Source organism: Kocuria sp. cx-455 (assembly GCF_057707085.1).
Genome location: NZ_JBYIPM010000006.1, coordinates 240,914 through 257,509, shown reverse-complemented (window position 1 = coordinate 257,509; position 16,596 = coordinate 240,914). Strand labels below are relative to the sequence as shown.

Below are 16,596 nucleotides of genomic sequence, written 5' to 3'. Positions count from 1 at the left end.
CCTACAACCGCTTCCCCGCATCCAGCGACGCGGCCATGAACTCCGCCACCACCTTCTGGGAGATGGCCACGTCCAGCACGAACACGCCCTCGTCATGGGAGGCCAACCAGTCGGTGAGCGCGGACAGTTCCGCCAGGGTGCGGACCTTGGCGCCGTCGGCGCCCATAGCCTTGCCCATCGCGGAGAAGTCCACCTCGTCGATGAGCATGGCCGTGGGGTCCAGGCCTTTGGAGGCGTACTGGTGCAGTTCGGCGCCGTAGGCGGAGTCGTTGAGCACCACCACCACGCCGCGGCGGGTGGCGCGCACGAAGGTCTCGAGGTCGGCCAGGCCCATCAGCCCGCCGCCGTCGCCGGTGACGAACACCGTGGTGCGTTCCGGTTGCGCCACCGAGACACCGGCGGCTGAACCGAAGCCCAGGCCGATGGACTGGAATGCCGTTCCCACCAGCACCATAGCCTGCGGGTCCGGGACGGAGAGATACATGGGTGCCCAGCCGATGAAATGCCCACCGTCCATGACCACCGACCGCTCGGCGGGCAGGATCTCTTCGAGGGCGGAGACCACCGCACGGGGATTGAGGCGACCGTCCGGGCCGAACTCGGTGGGGTCCTCCACGGGTTCGGCGGAGCGGAACGCGTCACCGGCCACCTCGGGCACGGCCGCGCGCCAGGTGGCCGCGACGTCGGCGGCGGACATGCGGGCGAGTAGCCCGGCAGTGGCGGGACCCAGGTCCGCGCGCACGTAATCGGTGACCTGCGGGTGAGCCATGGTGGCCTCGGGTTCGTTATCGATGCGAATCACGCGCGCTTCCGGGGAGAAGAGCGTTCCGTAGCGGGACTGGAAGGTGTTGAGGCTCGCTCCGGCGACCAGAACGACGTCCGCCCGTCGCGCCAGATCCAGGCGATGCTCGCGCGTGAATCCCCCGGCGATCCCCAGGTTCCACGGGGAATCCACGGCATTGGTGGCCATGACCGAGGTCATGAACAGGGCACCCAGGCGGTCACCGAGTTCCTGGAGGGCCCCGGCGGCGTCGCCCAACAGGACACCTCGCCCGGCGAGAATCAACGGCCGTTCCGCGCCGCGCAGCACGGCGGCGATGCGGTCGAGATCCTCACCCGGCGCTGTCCAGGAGGGCTTTTCCGCCAGCGGTTCCAGCGGGGTCTGCTCGGTGAGCGGGGCGGTCGCGTGGTTGTAGGGGATCGCCACGATCACCGGTTGCACGCTTTGCTCGGCCAGATCGAAGGCGCGGTGGGTGATGGCCGCGGCGTTGTTCGGGCCGGCCACCAGGGTGGTCACTCCCACCGCCGACGCCGCCGCGGCCTGGTCGATATCGAACGGTCGCCTACCCGTGGTGGGCGCGTCACCCACCACGAGCACCAGCGGAACCCGCGCCAGGCGAGCCTCCGCCAGGCCGGTGAAGGTGTTGGTGAACCCGGCGCCGTAGGTGACCGTGGCAGCGCCGATCCGGCCGGTGGCCCGGTGGTAGGCATCGGCCATGGTCACCGTGGCCACCTCGTGCCGTGCGGAGGTGAACGGGAATCCCTGGTAGGTGAGGTGACTGATCACATGTGCGTTGCCGTTGCCCATCAGCCCGAACAAGTGGTCGGATCGTTCGGCGATCACCTCCGCAATGGCCGTGGAGACGGTCAGGGGTTCTGCGGGATCATGGCGAGAGGGAGCGGTGGCTTCAGCGCTGGTCATGGGAGCTCTCCGTTGTCGTCGGTGTGGCGGATCACGTTCAGCCCCCAGGGTACGAGGTCTGTCGAGCAGCCCGGGCAGGTCGTTCTTGGGCCGTAGGAGGGAGAAGGGTCAGTACGTGTGCTACCCCCGGGCCCGGCCACTACTGAGCGCCGCCAAGACCCCTCCGACACCGAACACCAGCGTTGCGGCCAGAACCAACAGCAGCGGGGCCGTCCACCCGCCGGTCAGGGTGTTCAGCCCGCCCGCCACGGGCGGTCCGATGGTGGCCGCCGAATATCCAATGCCCTGGACGCGCGCGGACACGGTGGCGGCTTCCGAGGAGCTGCGCGCCACACGGGCAACGATCGAGAAGATGGCCGTGAACCCACCGCCCTGGGCGGCCCCGCCGATGATCGACCACAGGATGTAGCCCTCGGGGGCCACCAGCAGGCCGATCGGCAGCGTGATCCACAGGGCTCCGATCACCACGACCGGCACCCAGGTCGGCGCCCGCGCGGTCAGGAGGGGTACACCGAAAGCTCCGATCGCCGCGGCGACCTGGAACAATGAGGCGGATGCCCCGGAGCTCGCCAGGCCCAATCCTCGGGTGTCCGCCAACAAGGCGGGCAACCACGCCGTGACCGAGTAGTAGGCCATCGCTTGCCCGCAGAACGCGAGTGCAAGCAACCAGCTGATCCGGCGCACACGAGAGGTGCCGGGGGCCGATTTCAGTGATTCGCGAGCGTCGGTCTCGCGGGCTGGCTCGTCGCTCTCAAGCGCGCCGCGTCGCCCGTCGCGTCCGCAGCTGCGGCGCCCGAACGACGTCGTGCCAAGCCGAGCCAGTACATCAAGCCCACCAGCGCGAGCAGCCCCCAGATGGCCAGCGCCCAGCGCCAGCCCACGGCGTCGGCCAACGGCGCGGTGCCCAGCGCGGTGATCATGGAGCCCACGTTGAGTGCGGCGGTATAGGCCGCGGTCACCACCGACACCCGGGGACCCGGGACGTCGCGGCGGATGATCACCGGCACCACAATGTTGCCGACGGCGATCGCGGCACCGATGATCACGGTCCCCGTCAGGACCAACGCGGCGGAACCCACCGATCGGATCACCGTGCCGACCAGGATGCCGGCCAGACAGAGCAGGATCGCGGCTTCGGGGCCCGCACGCCGGATCACCGCGGTGGCCGCAGGGGTGATGACGGCGAAAAGCAGGACGGGCAGCCCGGTGAGCAGGCCTGCCGCGACGGACGACAGCCCGATGTCGTCCTGAATGTTGGTGATCACGGGCGTGGGCGCAATGATCGGTCCCCGCAGGCTCAGCGCCACGAGAACGATCCCGGCCACTATCCAGGGCAGGTGCGCCCGAACAGTTGATGGTGAGTTCGTGGGGACTCCCTCCTGGGGCGTGCGATGTCCAGCAGCACCACTACCGGTTGGCGTGCCAGGGTGACACATTGGAGGTCACGATATCGCGAGCGTCGTCCTCCCCACGCACCGGCCGGTCGATGTTCGATTTGAGACCCCGCTGCAGAGCACAGGATCATGGACCAACACATCACCAACCCGCGACTGGAGCTCGTCCGTTGACATCATGCATCCCCGGAGACCGGGCGGGCGCACCGCCCATCGAGCACCGGAGCCACCGCCTGGCCGACGGGCGCGAGGCCGTGTTCTTCAGCGACCGCGGTGCCGCCCCCGTGGAGCGCGTGGTCGACGCCCGTCCGCTGGGCGAGCGCTCCGGTCACGGGCAGGTGCGCTTCGACCGGTTGACGGGGGAGTGGGTTGCGGTGGCCGCTCATCGGCAGAGCCGCACGTATCTGCCGCCGGCGGATCAGTGCCCGCTGTGTCCGTCCGTGGAGGGCCGGGAGTCCGAGATCCCGGTCGAGAACTTCCACGTGGTCGCCTTCGAAAACCGCTTCCCGTCCCTGGGCCCGGAGCTGGGGGCGCTGCCGCAACCCCGGGGTGGGACGGGTCGGGAACTGTGGGGAGCGGCGTCGCCCGCGTATGGCCGCTGCGAAGTGGTGGTCTACACGCCCGAGCACGAAGGCTCCTTCGCGTCCCTGCCGTTCGAGCGCGCCCGCACGGTCGTCGAGGCGTGGGCTCAGCGCACGGAGGCGCTGTCCGCCATGAAGGGCATCCGCCACGTGTTCCCATTCGAGAACCGCGGTGAACAAATCGGCGTGACACTGCATCATCCGCACGGGCAGATCTACGCGTACCCCTATGCCGCCCCGACCGCCGCACGCCTGGCCGAGCGCTCGCGGGCGCACCTGGACGCGACCGGCCGGCCCCTGATGGGCGAACTGCTCCGCGATGAAACCGACGCCGGGGACCGCATGGTGCTGACCGGAGATCATTTCTCCGCCTACGTTCCCTACGCCGCCCGCTGGCCGTTGGAAGTGCACCTGGTCCCGCACCGACAGGTGCCCGATCTCGCGGCCCTGACCGGTGACGAACGCGATGAACTCGCCGTGCTCTACCGTGACCTCGTGCAGCGCGTGGACCGGCTTTACTCGACCCCCACGCCGTACATTGCCGCGTGGCATCAGCCGCCCCTCGCCCGCGCAGACAGAGAGGCCGGCTGGCTCCACCTGCAACTGACCAGCCCCCGCCGATCCGAGGACAAACTGAAATTCCTCGCCGGCTCCGAGGCCGCCATGGGCGCCTTCATCAACGACGTCACCGCGGAACACACCGCCGAACGCCTGAGGCGGGCCGCGTCATGACCCTTCACCAACCCGAGAACAACGAGCACGCGGAGCGCACCCGCGCCGAACGCCTCGCCCGCCGATTCACCGAACTCTACGGCCACGCCCCGGACGGCGTTTGGTGCGCCCCGGGTCGGGTGAACCTCATTGGGGAACACACGGACTACAACGACGGCCTCGTGCTTCCCTTCGCGATCGACCGCGCCGCCATGGTCGCCATGCGGCTGAAGTCGGCGAGCGACCCAGCGGTTGGCATCGCGGACCTGGCCTCCACCTACGCCCCGGACGGTGGCGACTTCTCCCATGCCGCCTTCACCGTTGCGGAACTCGCTCCCGGATCGGTCGACGGCTGGGGCGCCTACCCCGCAGGCGTCGCCTACGTTCTGTCCGGTCTGGGCGGGGTCGTCGTGCCCGGATTCGAGCTGCTCCTGGACTCCAGCGTGCCCACGGGTGCGGGCCTGTCCTCATCCCACGCGGTCGAAGTCGCCACGATCGTCGCCCTCAACGACCTCCTGGGCTTGGGCCTGAACCACCCGGACCTCGCCCGGCTCACCCAGCGCGCGGAAAACGAATTCGTCGGCGCACCCACCGGGATCATGGACCAGTCCGCCTCACTCATGGGCCGGGCCGGCGGCGCGCTGTTCCTGGACTGCCGCACCCTGGAATCGGAGGTCGTGCCCCTACCCCTGGCCGAGCACGGGCTCAGCGTGCTCGTGATCGACACCAAGGTCGCCCACTCCCACGCCCACGGCGGATACGCCGCCCGCCGCGCCTCGTGCGAACGAGCCGCGACCACCTTGGGCGTCACCTCCCTGCGCGATCTCCCCACCGCCGACGCCGCCGCTCCCGCCCCCTTTCTCGACGCCCTCGACCAGGAGACGGCTCGCCGCGTCCGGCACGTGCTGACCGAGAACCGCCAAGTGCTGGAGACGGTGGAGCGGCTGCGGGACGGTGACCTGAGCGGCGTCGGCAAACTCATGACCGCCTCGCATGTCTCGCTGCGCGATGACTACGAAGTCTCCTGCCCCGAACTCGATCTCGCTGTCGACGCGGCCCTGAACGCCGGGGCCCTCGGCGCGCGGATGACCGGCGGCGGTTTCGGCGGTTCCGCGATCGCCCTCATTGACGCGACCCAGTTGGACCAGGTCCGGGAAGCCGTCCTCAGGACCTTTGCCGACCACGGACTGCAGACCCCGGATATCTTCACGGTCCTCCCGGCGGACGGCGCGCGAAGAATTTCGCTGGGGTCGTAACCATTCGGGCCCGGAAGCCGGCGACGAATGAAGTGAGTGACATTCTGGGCAGAGATACGCCGCGAAACCCGGGTTCCACATGCGCATCTCTACCTCAAATGTCGAGGTGGCTATAACCTGCCGCAGCCTGATCTACACCTCCTCATGCTTTGACCAGTGCCCCCACAAAGGCCTCAATGATCGCGTCGGTCGTTTCCTCGGTGCTCGCGGTACCGCCGATGTCGCGGGTGAGGTGACCGGACGCCGTCGTCGCCGCGATGGCTGCCTCGAGACGGCGAGCCTCGGCGTGCAGGCCGAAGTGGTCGAGCATCAGCGCGGCGCTGGCGATCGCCCCAATGGGGTTGGAGATCCCCTGGCCGGCGATATCCGGGGCGGAACCATGGACCGGTTCGAACATGGACGGGAAGCGGCGCTCCGGGTTGAGGTTGGCGCTCGCGGCCAGGCCCAGGCTGCCGGCCAGGGCGGACCCGAGGTCGGAGAGGATGTCCGCGTTGAGGTTGGAGGCCACCACCACGGACAGCTCCTCCGGGTGCAGCACGAACTTGGCGCTCATGGCGTCCACGAGCACGGACTCGGTGGCCACGTCCGGGTAGTCGGCGGCCACGCGGGCGAAGACCTCGTCCCACAGGACCATCCCGTACTGCTGGGCGTTGGACTTGGTGACGCTGGAAACCTTCTTCACCGTGCGGGTGCGCGCCAGGTCGAAGGCGAAACGGATGATGCGCTCGCAGCCCTTCTCGGTGAACAGGGAGGTCTGCACCGCCATCTCGTTGCCGGGCCCGCGCCCGGAAAGGTTGCGTCCGCCCAGGCCGGCGTACTCGCCCTCGCTGTTCTCACGCACCACCACCCAGTCCAGTTCGGTGTCATCGGCCTTGCGCAGCGGCGACTGCACCCCGGGCAGGAACGTCACGGGGCGGATGTTGGCCCACTGGTCGAAGTTCTGCGTGATGTTCAGGCGCAAGCCCCATAGGCTCACATGATCGGGCACGTTGTCCCAGCCCACGGCGCCAAAGTAAATGGCATCGAAGTCCTTCAGCGTCTCCAGGCCGTCCGAAGCCATCATCACGCCGTGCTCCGCGTAGTAGGCAGAGCCCCACGGGAACTCGGTCCAGTCGAAGGAGAACGCCCCGCCGGAGTGCTCGGCAATGGCGTCCAGGACCTTGCGGCCGGCGGTGATGACTTCCTTGCCCACCCCGTCCGCGGGGATTGAGGCAATGGTGAATACCTTTTGCTCAGTCATGGTGCGCTCCTTCTCGAGAATGCGAGGGCTGGTGATGGGAGGCCGCGATCCACGGCGCATGTCCTGTCATCCAGTAGAGCGCCCGGATAGTGCATAGGTCCAAGACTGCTTTTTCATTCTCTAAATAGGATGTACCTATTGCTCGGTGGGCTCACTATCGGGCGTCCTGCCCCCGCGGACCCGAGCCGCATGCTCCTCCGCCACCTCGAGGAACGCCCTGGCGGCCGGTGTCACGTGCTCGGGGCGACTGATCACGGCAACGTGCAGCGGCGTCGTCGGCGAAATCTGCAGCACTCGCAGACCGGCCTGGTGCGCGAGCGGCGTCCACGAGGACGGCATGACCGCGTGCCCCACCCCCGCCAGGACCAGGGGCAACACCGAGGTGCGGTGGGCGACCTCCGCGACAATCTGCAGGGGCACGCCATGGGCCAGGGTGTCATCGACCATCAAGCGCATGAGCGAGCCCCGTTGCGAGGCCACGATCCGGTGCCCGGCCAAATCCTGTCGGTGGATGGTGTCCGCGCCGTCAAAGGCGCCCGTCCCCGGGGCCGCGATGAGCACCAGGGGTTGTTGTTCGAGGTGCAAAACCTCCACATCGCCGGAGCGGAAGGGGGCCTTGGTGCCCAGGATGCCGATCTCTGCGCCGCCGGTGCGCACGGAGTTGAGGACCTCCTCGGCGGTGAAAGCGGCGTCCACGTTGAGTGTCACGGCCGGGTGGGTGCGCGCGTACGCGGCGATCATCGAGGTCAGCGGTTCGATCCCGGGGGACGGCATTGCGATCATGTCCAGGCGACCGCTGCGCACCCCGCGCACATTGTCCACAGCGCTGCGGGCCGCCTCGAGGTCCCGCACCACGAGTCGGGCGGGACCGAGCAGTTCGTGACCGGCCTCGCTGAGCACCACTCGCCGCCCGATGCGATGAAACAGGGAGACGCCGAGCTCCCGCTCCAGGCCTTTGATCGTCTGCGATAGCGAGGGCTGGGCAATGATCAAGTGCTCCGCGGCGCGAGTGAATCCACCGTGCTCGACCACCGCCAGGAAGTACGTCAATTGCCTCACATCCACGCGTCCTACCCCTGATCCATTGCTTTTGCCTATGCATCCAGTAGATAACACGCCTTGGACGTGATACAAGTCACAGGGGCATGGTGTTTTTATCCCGCGATGACCGCGACGAAAGGCTTTCGCCATGACCACGCAGGAATCCGAGTCCGCCGGAACCGCCCCCTCATCACAACGCACGGATGTGCGCGCCGCCCTGCTGGGTGGCACGACCTTCCGCAGCCTCAGCGAGCAGACGTTGTCCCCGCGGGAGGAGAAGTTCGAACGCGCTCGCCAGACCTCCGGGCTGTTTCTCGCCCCGGTCGTCGCCGTCATCTTTGCGCTGCTCCCGCTGAACCTGGAGCGGAATCAGCACACCCTGGCGGCCGTCCTGCTGGGCGTGATCATCCTCTGGATCTGCGAGCCTGTGCCCATTCCGGTGGGTGGCCTTATGGGGGTGGCGGCGGTGGTGATACTCGGCGTGGCCCCGGCCGGGGACGTCCTCGCGCCGTTCGGCTCGACCACGATCTTCACCTTCATCGGAGCGTTCATCCTGGCCGCTGCCATGCTCAAACACGGTATCGCCCAGCGGCTCGCGCTCGCGGTGCTGTCATTACCGGGAGTCGGCCGATCCACGTACCGGATCATCATTGCCTTCGGTGTGATCACGTGCATTCTCTCCGCGTTCGTCTCCAACACCGCCACGGTGGCCATGCTCATGCCCACCGCGCTGGGCATCCTGGCGGTCATTGCAGAGATGATGCAGGACCGCGGCGTGGTCAAGGCCAACTTCGACCCGTTGCGACTGCGTGTGGGTGCGGCACTGTTGCTCATGCTCGCCTACGGCGCGAGTGTGGGTGGTCTGCTGACCCCGGTCGGTTCCCCGCCCAACCTGATCGGCCGCGGTCTCATTGAGGAGGCCACCGGCACCCGCATTTCTTTCGCCCAGTGGATGGCCATTGCGTTCCCGGTCTGCCTGGCCATGTTCGTTGTTCTGACCATCGTCATGGTCCTGCTCAACAGGCCAGAAATTCGTCGGATCGAGGGCGTGGAGGAATACGTCCGCCAGCATCGGGAAGAACAAGGGCCCATGTCCCGGGCGGAGAAGAACACGCTGATCGCGTTCGGCTTCACGGTGACTCTCTGGCTGCTCCCGGCGGTTGTCAGCCTGGTCGGTGGCACCGAGTCCGACGCCTACATCTTTGTGGATGACCGTCTCGACGAGGGCATCGTGGCGGTCCTGGGCGCGTCCCTGTTGTTCCTGCTTCCCACCAATTGGAAGAAGCGCGAAGCAACCCTCACCTGGTCCGACGCCGCCAAGATCGACTGGGGAACCATTCTCCTGTTCGGCACCGGCATCATCTTCGGCTCGCTCCTCGCGGACACCGGCCTGGCGGAAACCATTGGCACCGGGGCATCCGAAAATCTGAACATCACCAACGTCGTGACGATCACCGTGTTCTCCGCAGTACTGGCCGTGCTGATCTCGGAGACCACGTCCAACACGGCGTCCGCGGCGGTCATCGTGCCGATCGTGATCCCGCTGTGTCAGGCCATGGGCGTGGACCCGTTCGTGCCGGCCATGGCCGCGACCTTTGCCGCATCCTTCGGGTTCATGCTTCCGGTCTCCACCCCGCAGAACGCGATCGTCTACGGCACCGGCGCCGTGCCCATCACCCGCATGATCCGCACCGGCATCTTCTTCGACATCCTGGGCGTGATCCTCATCGTGACCATCGTGCCCGTGATGATCGCCGTGGTCGGGATCGGCGGGTAAGGTCCCGCTCCTCTACCCCGCGACAGGGCCCGACGACGCCGTAAGGAGCGGCGTCGTCGTCCTGAGCTCATCTACTCCATCTCCACCGGACCGGTGATGCGCAGTTCCTCCAGATCGATGCGCCGCAGGAGCCGGGTGAGCGCTTCATCGTTGATGTCCCCGCGGTCGCGCATGTCGATCAGCTGCCTGCGAGAGACCTGGGCAACCGCCACGCGCAAGGTGTGCTCGTCCGCTCGGAACGAAACGACGGCGTGGGATTTGGTGTCCAGGTCCTCGGCCAGCTCGCTGGACCATGCCGTGGCGTTCATGCGGTACTCGGATCGCACGCGTTCCATGGCTTTCTGCGACGCCCCCTGCTCTTGGGCCAAGGTGGGCAGCGCCTCGACTGCGGCCTGGGCGGTCTTGACCAGGGCCTCCAGCTCTTCGCGTTCGTCCGTGCCCTCCGGCTCCACATTGGGTCCGGGCTTGGCGTTGAACCAGCGCACCACCACGGGCATCAACAACCCCTGCACCACCAGGGACAACAGCACTACGCCGGAGGTGATGAAGACGGCCATGTCGCGGCCCGGGAATGCCGCGCCGTCGAGCGTCGTCGGAATCGAAAAGGCCACGGCCAGGGACACCGCGCCGCGGAACCCGGCCACGGAATTGACCACGCGTTGGCGCAGCGTGGTGCGCCGCAACCGTTGGGTCGGCCGCCGGTCAACCAACCGGATCAGCCGTATGGCCACTTCTCCGAACACAAAACGAACGAGGATCATCGTGACGTAGATCCCGAACGTTGCACCCACGGCTCGCCACACGTCCGCACCGGGAAGGCCTGCGATGATCGCGGGCAGCTCGACGCCCACGAACACGAACAGGGTGCCGTTGATCAGGTACGTGGTCATGCCCCAGAACGGGAAGAACAGGCTGCGGGACGCGGCGTTGTAGCGGCGCGGACCGGCCTGGGCCAGGAAAAGCCCGGCCACCACGGCGGCCAGAACACCCGAAGCCTCAACGGTCTCGGCCAGGAAATAACCCGCCAGCGGAGCGATGAGTGTGAACACGTTGTTGCGTATGGCATCTTCCGTGACGGAGATGATCCTTGAGGTCACCCACCCCACGGCCAACCCCGCCAGGATCCCGCCGATGAACGAGATGGCGAAGAAACCCGATGCGTGTCCGACGGTGATCTCGTTGTCACCGGAGGCGAACTCCAGAGCGAGGGCGAAGACCACTAATGCCGTACCGTCATTGATCAACGATTCCGCACGCAGCTGCGTCATGGTTTGCCGGTCCACACCGCGACCCATGGCCGCCACGGCCGTGGCATCGGTAGGTGCAACGGCCGCACCGATCAGCAACGCCGTGCCAAGCCCCAATCCCAACCATTGCCCCACGAACCCCACGGACACGGCCGTGACGAGCACCAAGAGGGTCGCGTTGATGATCACACCGCGCAACACCTTGCGAATCTCCCGCTGCGAAATATTCGCGGCTTCCCAGAACAGCAGCAGCGGGAGAAGGATGGACAGCACCAGCTCGGAGGGCAACTGGAGGTTTCGCATGGTGGGCAACAGGAGTGCCGCCACAACACCCGCGGCCACCAGCACCACCGGTTCGATAAGGCCGAATCTCTTGGCGAGTAAGGAGCCCAGCAGCAGAACAAGACCGCTCACCAGGGCAATTTCAACGAACATCATGGCTCTCTTTCCTTGCGGACCTGACGCACGGGATGATCAGAGCCTGGGATTGCATGTTAATCCCACCGCGATTCGCGGAGCTCACGAGAGTCATGAAAGGGGCCCACATGTTCACCGGACTCAGCGCGTTCCCGCTCACGCCGCTCCACAACAACCTTCTTGATGAAAAGGCATATAAAAATCTGATCGAACATCTTGCGGCCGCCGGCGTGGACTCCATCACCGCCCTCGGCTCCACCGGCTCCTACGCGTACCTAACCCGCGACGAACGCCGGCGAGTCGCGCAACTGGCGGTCCAACACGCGGGTGACGTCCCGGTGTTCGTGGGCATCGGCGCGCTGCGCACCTCCCAGGTGCTTGCCCACGCCGACGACGCCGCCCAAGCCGGCGCCTCAGCCCTCCTGCTCGCCCCCGTGAGCTACCAGGCCCTGACCGAGAACGACGTGTTCGAACTCTTCCGCGCCGTCACCGAGCACACGGAGTTGCCGGTCATTGTCTACGACAACCCAGGAACCACACACTTCTCGTTCACCACGGACCTGTACGCCCGTATCGCAGGGTTATCGGGCATCGCGTCCATCAAGATCCCGGCATTGCCCGCCAACAGCGCGGAAGCACGGAAGCGGGTCCAGGACATCCGAAGCGCCATCCCTGAGAACGTGACCATTGGCATCTCGGGTGACCAGGGCGCCGTCGGCGGCCTGGAGGCCGGGTGCGATGCTTGGTACTCGGTGATCGGTGGGACCCTGCCGGAGCTGGCGGTGAGGCTCGCGCGCCTCGTTCAGGCCGGCGACGCAAACGAAGCCACCAAAGAATCTGTCCGCCTCGCCCCGCTGTGGGAGCTCAACGCGGAGTTCGGAAGTCTGCGCGTGGTAGCGGCCATTGCCGAGTTCGTGGGTCTGGTGCCTGAGAAGTGTCTGCCCTTGCCCATCCAAGGTCTCAACGAGCAGCAGTGCGCACGCGTACAAAGAGTCATTGACGATTTGAACCTTGCCTGACGCCGCCCCGCGCCTTGCACCCCCACTGTGAACTGGCTTACATTTGAAGCAGCCTACGGCGGGTCCGGCATCGGACTATCTACCGGGCGAGCAACCAAGAAATGCACTGGTTCGGCACCAGAGGGCTCCCGGTACAGCTGAGGATCGATCCACTCCACGTCGCAGCCAGTGGCTTGTCACGAGGAGTTCAACGCCATGAGCGAGATCCGGTTAACCATCAACGGCCACGAACGCGGCTTCGACGGCGTCAGTCCCCACACGCGTTTGCTGGACTTTCTCCGCGACCAGGGGCTGACCGGCGCCAAAGAGGGCTGTGCGGAAGGCGAATGCGGTGCCTGCGCAGTACTGGTCGCACGGCCGGACGGCGAGGATCGCACCCGCTGGACCTCCGTCAATGCATGCCTGCCACCCGCTGTGGCTTTCGACGGCCAGGAAGTGGTCACCTCCGAGGGGCTCGGCACCGCACCCGGCCCCCGCGGTCCCGGACAACTGCACCCGGTGCAGCGGGAAATGGCCACCCGCGGCGGATCCCAGTGCGGCTACTGCACTCCCGGCTTCGTGTGCGCAATGGCCGCGGAGTACTACCGCCCCGAACGCAGTTCCGCTGATGCCCCGGCCCACGACCAAACTGGCACGGACGTCCAGGGTGAGGAGCACGCCGCGGATCACGAATGCGGCCCCAACGGTTTTGATCTGCACGCCCTGAGCGGCAACCTCTGTCGTTGCACCGGCTACCGCCCCATCCGCGACGCCGCCTACGCCCTGGGCGAGCCCGGGGATACGGACCTGCTGCGGCGTCGGCAAGAGGAACCGGCCCCGAAACCGAGCCACACCCGCATCGACACCGCCGGTGCATGTTTCGTGCGCCCCGCTGACCTGGGTGAGCTCTTCGACCACCTCGAGCAGGCGCGGGACGAAGAGCAGGAGGTGCGCCTGGTTGCCGGGGCCACCGACCTCGGCGTGGAGGTCAACATCCGCCACGTCCGCCCGCCCGTGGTGCTCGCCGTGGATCGCCTCGACGAGCTGCGTACGCTGCGCTTCGGGGATGACCAGATCGAGATCGGCGCCGCGCTGAGCCTGTCCGAGGTCGAACGCGGCCTGGGCGGTCGTGTGCCGCTGCTCGACCAGCTCTTCCCGCAGTTCGCGTCCCGCCTGATCCGCAACGCGGCCACGTTCGGCGGCAACCTGGGCACCGGCTCACCCATCGGCGACTCCGCCCCGGTGCTCCTCGCGCTCGGTGCCTCCGTGGTGCTCGCCTCCAAGGGCGGGGACCGCGAGGTCCCGCTCGCCGCGTACTACACCGGCTACCGCGAAAGCGTCCGCCGTCCGGACGAAATCCTCCGCGCCGTGCGCATCCCGCTGCCGCTGGCCGACCATGCCGCGTTCCACAAGATCGCCAAGCGCCGTTTCGACGACATCTCCAGTGTGGCCGTGGCGATCGCGATTCAGGTCGACGACGCCGCCGCAATCACCTCCGCGCGCATCGGCCTGGGCGGTGTGGCCGCCACCCCGATCCGTGCACGCGAGGTCGAGGCAGCCCTCATCGGTCAGCCGTGGACCCGCGAAACCGCGGTGAACGCCGCCGCACTGCTGGCCCGGCAGGGCACCCCGATCGACGATATGCGAGCCAGCGCCCGCTACCGCTCGGCCATGCTCGAACAATCCCTGCTCAAGTTCTGGGCGCAGCAGCAGCCCGCCCAGGCTCAGGAGGTCACCCGATGAAATCCCTCGCAGAACGCCCCGAGAACCCGGTGGTCGGCGTGACCGTGGCCCACGAGCACGGTGCCGAGCACGCCACGGGGTGCGCGCTCTACACCGACGACCTCATTGTTCGCCATCAGAACGTGCTCCATGCCTGGCCGCTGCAGGCCCCGCACGCCCACGCACGGGTGACGTCCCTGGACGTCGTCCCCGCCCTCGAAGTGCCCGGCGTGGCCAGGGTTCTCACCGCGGAGGACGTGCCGGGCATCAATGACGCCGGCATCAAGGAGGACGAACCCCTGTTCCCCAGCGAAGTCATGTTCCACGGCCACGCCGTGTGCTGGGTCTTGGGGGAAAGCCTGGAAGCCGCACGGCTCGGAGCGGAAACGATCAAGGTCGAGTACGAACCCCTGCCGTCCCTGATCGCTCTCACGGAAGCCATTGCGGCCCAGAGTTTCCAGGGCCGCCAACCCACGGTGAGCCGCGGCGACGTCGAAACCGGCCTGGCCAACGGGACCCACCGCTTCAGCGGGGAGATCGAGTTCGGCGGGCAGGAGCACTTCTACCTGGAGACTCACGCGTCGTTCGCGTATGTGGATGAGGGCGGGCAGGTGTTCGTCCAGTGCAGCACCCAGCACCCGAGTGAGACGCAGGAAATCGTGGCGCGCGTGCTGGGCCTGGACAACCATGACGTCACGGTGCAATGCCTGCGCATGGGCGGTGGCTTTGGCGGCAAGGAAATGCAGCCGCACGGTTTCGCCGCGATCGCCGCGCTGGGTGCCACGCTCACCGGGCGGCCGGTCCGGCTGCGACTGACGCGCAATCAGGACATCACGATCACCGGCAAGCGACACCCCTACCACGCGTCCTGGGAGGTAGCGTTCGACGACGACGGTCGCCTCCAAGCGCTGCGGGCCACCGTGACCAGTGACGGCGGGTGGAGCCTGGATCTCTCGGAGCCGGTGATGCAGCGGACGCTGTGCCACATCGACAACGCCTACTGGATCCCCCACGTGGAGGTCCACGGGCGGATCGCGCGGACGAACAAGACCTCGCAGACCGCCTTCCGCGGGTTCGGCGGGCCGCAGGGCATGCTGGTGATCGAGGACATCCTGGGTCGGTGCGCACCGCTGCTCGGCCTGGATCCCACGGAACTGCGCGCCCGCAACCTCTACGTGCCGGGTCAAAGCACGCCCTATGGTCAGCCGGTGCGCCATGCGGAGCGCCTGTCCGAGGTCTGGCGGCAGGTGCACCAGCGCGCGGACGTGCGGGAACGGCGCGCCGAGATCGAGGACTTCAACGCAACCCACCCCGATACCCGCCGCGCGCTCGCGGTCACCCCGGTGAAGTTCGGCATCTCGTTCAACCTCACCGCCTTCAACCAGGCCGGTGCGCTCGTGCACGTGTACCGGGACGGTTCCGTGCTCATCAATCACGGGGGCACAGAAATGGGGCAGGGGCTGCACACCAAGATGCGGCAGGTCGCGGCCACCGCGCTGGGCGTGCCGCTGGAGACCGTGCGCTTGGCGCCCACCCGCACGGACAAAGTACCCAACACCTCCGCCACGGCGGCCAGCTCCGGCGCGGACCTCAACGGCGGTGCGGTCAAGAACGCGTGTGAGCAGATTCGTGACCGGCTGGCCGAGGTCGCCGCCCGCACGTTCAACATTCATCCCGACGACGTGCGCTTTGTCGACGGCACGGTCACCGGCATCGGTTTCCACGACCGGCAGATGTCCTTTGCCGAGTTGGCCCACGACGCGTATTTCCAGCGGATCTCCCTGTGGGCCGCCGGGTACTACCGCACCGAGGGGCTGCACTGGGACGCGGACCGGATGCAGGGTGAACCGTTCAAGTATTTCTCCTACGGGGCGTCGGTCTCCGAGGTGGAGGTGGACGGGTTCACGGGCGCGTACCGGTTGCTGCGCACGGACATCGTGCATGACGTGGGCGACAGCCTGTCCCCGCTGATCGATATCGGTCAGATCGAGGGCGGCTTCGTGCAGGGCGCCGGTTGGCTCACGCTGGAAGACCTGCGCTGGGACGAGTCCGACGGCCCTTCCCGCGGCCGTCTGACCACCCAGGCCGCGAGCACGTACAAGCTGCCGAGCTTCTCGGAAATGCCCGAAGAGTTCAACGTGCATTTGTTCGAGAAAGCGACCGAGAGCGGCGTGGTGTACGGGTCCAAGGCCGTGGGCGAGCCGCCGCTGATGCTGGCGTTCAGCGTGCGAGAGGCACTGCGGGAGGCCGCGGCGGCGTTCGGGCCGGAAGGGCACAGTGTCCTGTTGGCCAGCCCGGCCACTCCCGAGGCTGTGTTCTGGGCGGTTCAGGATGCGCGCAGGGCGCTCGCGGAGTGCGGCGCTTCCGGTTCCCGGGACGCGCGCCGGGACCGGGCGGCGTCGTCGTCGGCGGAGGCGGAGGCAACCGCGATCGCGACCGGTTCGGCTGGCGAGGCGACGTCGGCGACCGCGTCCGAGGATGTGCGGGACGCCGCCGCGACCGCACGCTGA

At 67.4% G+C, this 16,596-nt stretch carries 12 protein-coding genes; 6 read left to right on the top strand and 6 right to left on the bottom strand.

What is annotated here, in order from left to right; all coding sequences use genetic code 11:
- Nucleotide 1 precedes the first annotated feature (1 nt).
- The 3 genes from AC3ENJ_RS10920 to AC3ENJ_RS10910 form a co-directional block, all read right to left on the bottom strand.
- Nucleotides 2-1,702: a thiamine pyrophosphate-binding protein gene (locus AC3ENJ_RS10920; RefSeq protein ID WP_431814065.1), complete on the bottom strand. Its 1,701-nt coding sequence runs from the start codon at nt 1,700-1,702 to the stop codon at nt 2-4.
- Between the two features lie 120 nt (nt 1,703-1,822).
- Nucleotides 1,823-2,386 (bottom strand): hypothetical protein, encoded by a 564-nt coding sequence (locus tag AC3ENJ_RS10915; RefSeq protein ID WP_431814064.1) that lies wholly within the window; start codon nt 2,384-2,386, stop codon nt 1,823-1,825.
- 23 nt (nt 2,387-2,409) lie between these two features.
- A complete protein-coding gene (locus AC3ENJ_RS10910; protein WP_431814063.1) occupies nt 2,410-3,027 on the bottom strand; it encodes an MFS transporter in 618 nt (205 codons plus the stop codon).
- A 239-nt stretch (nt 3,028-3,266) separates the two neighbouring features.
- Here AC3ENJ_RS10910 and galT point away from each other — a divergent pair, with 239 nt between their 5' ends.
- Nucleotides 3,267-4,409: a galactose-1-phosphate uridylyltransferase gene (gene galT, locus AC3ENJ_RS10905; protein WP_431814062.1), complete on the top strand. Its 1,143-nt coding sequence runs from the start codon at nt 3,267-3,269 to the stop codon at nt 4,407-4,409.
- Nucleotides 4,406-5,644 carry a galactokinase gene (gene galK / locus AC3ENJ_RS10900; protein WP_431814061.1) on the top strand — a complete coding sequence of 413 codons (1,239 nt, stop codon included), beginning with the start codon at nt 4,406-4,408 and terminating at the stop codon, nt 5,642-5,644. The genes galT and galK overlap by 4 nt, the downstream gene beginning before the upstream one ends.
- 142 nt (nt 5,645-5,786) lie before the next feature.
- Here galK and AC3ENJ_RS10895 read toward each other — a convergent pair whose 3' ends face one another.
- Together AC3ENJ_RS10895 and AC3ENJ_RS10890 are read right to left on the bottom strand one after the other, a co-directional pair.
- On the bottom strand, nt 5,787-6,884 hold the full coding sequence (locus AC3ENJ_RS10895; protein WP_431814060.1) for a tartrate dehydrogenase: 1,098 nt from the start codon (nt 6,882-6,884) through the stop codon (nt 5,787-5,789).
- A 135-nt stretch (nt 6,885-7,019) separates the two neighbouring features.
- A complete protein-coding gene (locus tag AC3ENJ_RS10890; RefSeq protein ID WP_431814059.1) occupies nt 7,020-7,943 on the bottom strand; it encodes a LysR family transcriptional regulator in 924 nt (307 codons plus the stop codon).
- Nucleotides 7,944-8,073: 130 nt separating this feature from the next.
- Between AC3ENJ_RS10890 and AC3ENJ_RS10885 the strand changes: the two genes are divergently transcribed.
- On the top strand, nt 8,074-9,702 hold the full coding sequence (locus AC3ENJ_RS10885; RefSeq protein WP_431814058.1) for an SLC13 family permease: 1,629 nt from the start codon (nt 8,074-8,076) through the stop codon (nt 9,700-9,702).
- Nucleotides 9,703-9,773: 71 nt separating this feature from the next.
- Here the strand turns inward: AC3ENJ_RS10885 and AC3ENJ_RS10880 are convergent, their stop codons facing one another.
- Nucleotides 9,774-11,387, bottom strand: coding sequence for a Na+/H+ antiporter (locus AC3ENJ_RS10880; RefSeq protein WP_431814057.1), 1,614 nt, complete (start codon nt 11,385-11,387; stop codon nt 9,774-9,776).
- 107 nt (nt 11,388-11,494) lie between these two features.
- Here AC3ENJ_RS10880 and AC3ENJ_RS10875 point away from each other — a divergent pair, with 107 nt between their 5' ends.
- From AC3ENJ_RS10875 to xdhB, 3 genes are all read left to right on the top strand, one after another.
- Nucleotides 11,495-12,385: a dihydrodipicolinate synthase family protein gene (locus AC3ENJ_RS10875; protein WP_431814056.1), complete on the top strand. Its 891-nt coding sequence runs from the start codon at nt 11,495-11,497 to the stop codon at nt 12,383-12,385.
- Nucleotides 12,386-12,580: 195 nt separating this feature from the next.
- Entirely contained in the window at nt 12,581-14,107 is a 1,527-nt protein-coding gene (locus tag AC3ENJ_RS10870; protein ID WP_431814055.1) for a xanthine dehydrogenase small subunit, read from the top strand.
- Nucleotides 14,104-16,596: a xanthine dehydrogenase molybdopterin binding subunit gene (xdhB, locus tag AC3ENJ_RS10865; RefSeq protein WP_431814054.1), complete on the top strand. Its 2,493-nt coding sequence runs from the start codon at nt 14,104-14,106 to the stop codon at nt 16,594-16,596. Before AC3ENJ_RS10870 ends, xdhB begins: the two co-directional genes overlap by 4 nt.

Coding starts and splice junctions, on each gene's coding strand:
- AC3ENJ_RS10920 (WP_431814065.1), bottom strand. CDS start 1,702: ATGACCAGCGCTGAAGCCACCGCTCCCTCTCGCCATGATCCCGCAGAA.
- galK (WP_431814061.1), top strand. CDS start 4,406: ATGACCCTTCACCAACCCGAGAACAACGAGCACGCGGAGCGCACCCGC.
- AC3ENJ_RS10895 (WP_431814060.1), bottom strand. CDS start 6,884: ATGACTGAGCAAAAGGTATTCACCATTGCCTCAATCCCCGCGGACGGG.
- AC3ENJ_RS10885 (WP_431814058.1), top strand. CDS start 8,074: ATGACCACGCAGGAATCCGAGTCCGCCGGAACCGCCCCCTCATCACAA.
- AC3ENJ_RS10880 (WP_431814057.1), bottom strand. CDS start 11,387: ATGATGTTCGTTGAAATTGCCCTGGTGAGCGGTCTTGTTCTGCTGCTG.
- AC3ENJ_RS10875 (WP_431814056.1), top strand. CDS start 11,495: ATGTTCACCGGACTCAGCGCGTTCCCGCTCACGCCGCTCCACAACAAC.
- AC3ENJ_RS10870 (WP_431814055.1), top strand. CDS start 12,581: ATGAGCGAGATCCGGTTAACCATCAACGGCCACGAACGCGGCTTCGAC.
- xdhB (WP_431814054.1), top strand. CDS start 14,104: ATGAAATCCCTCGCAGAACGCCCCGAGAACCCGGTGGTCGGCGTGACC.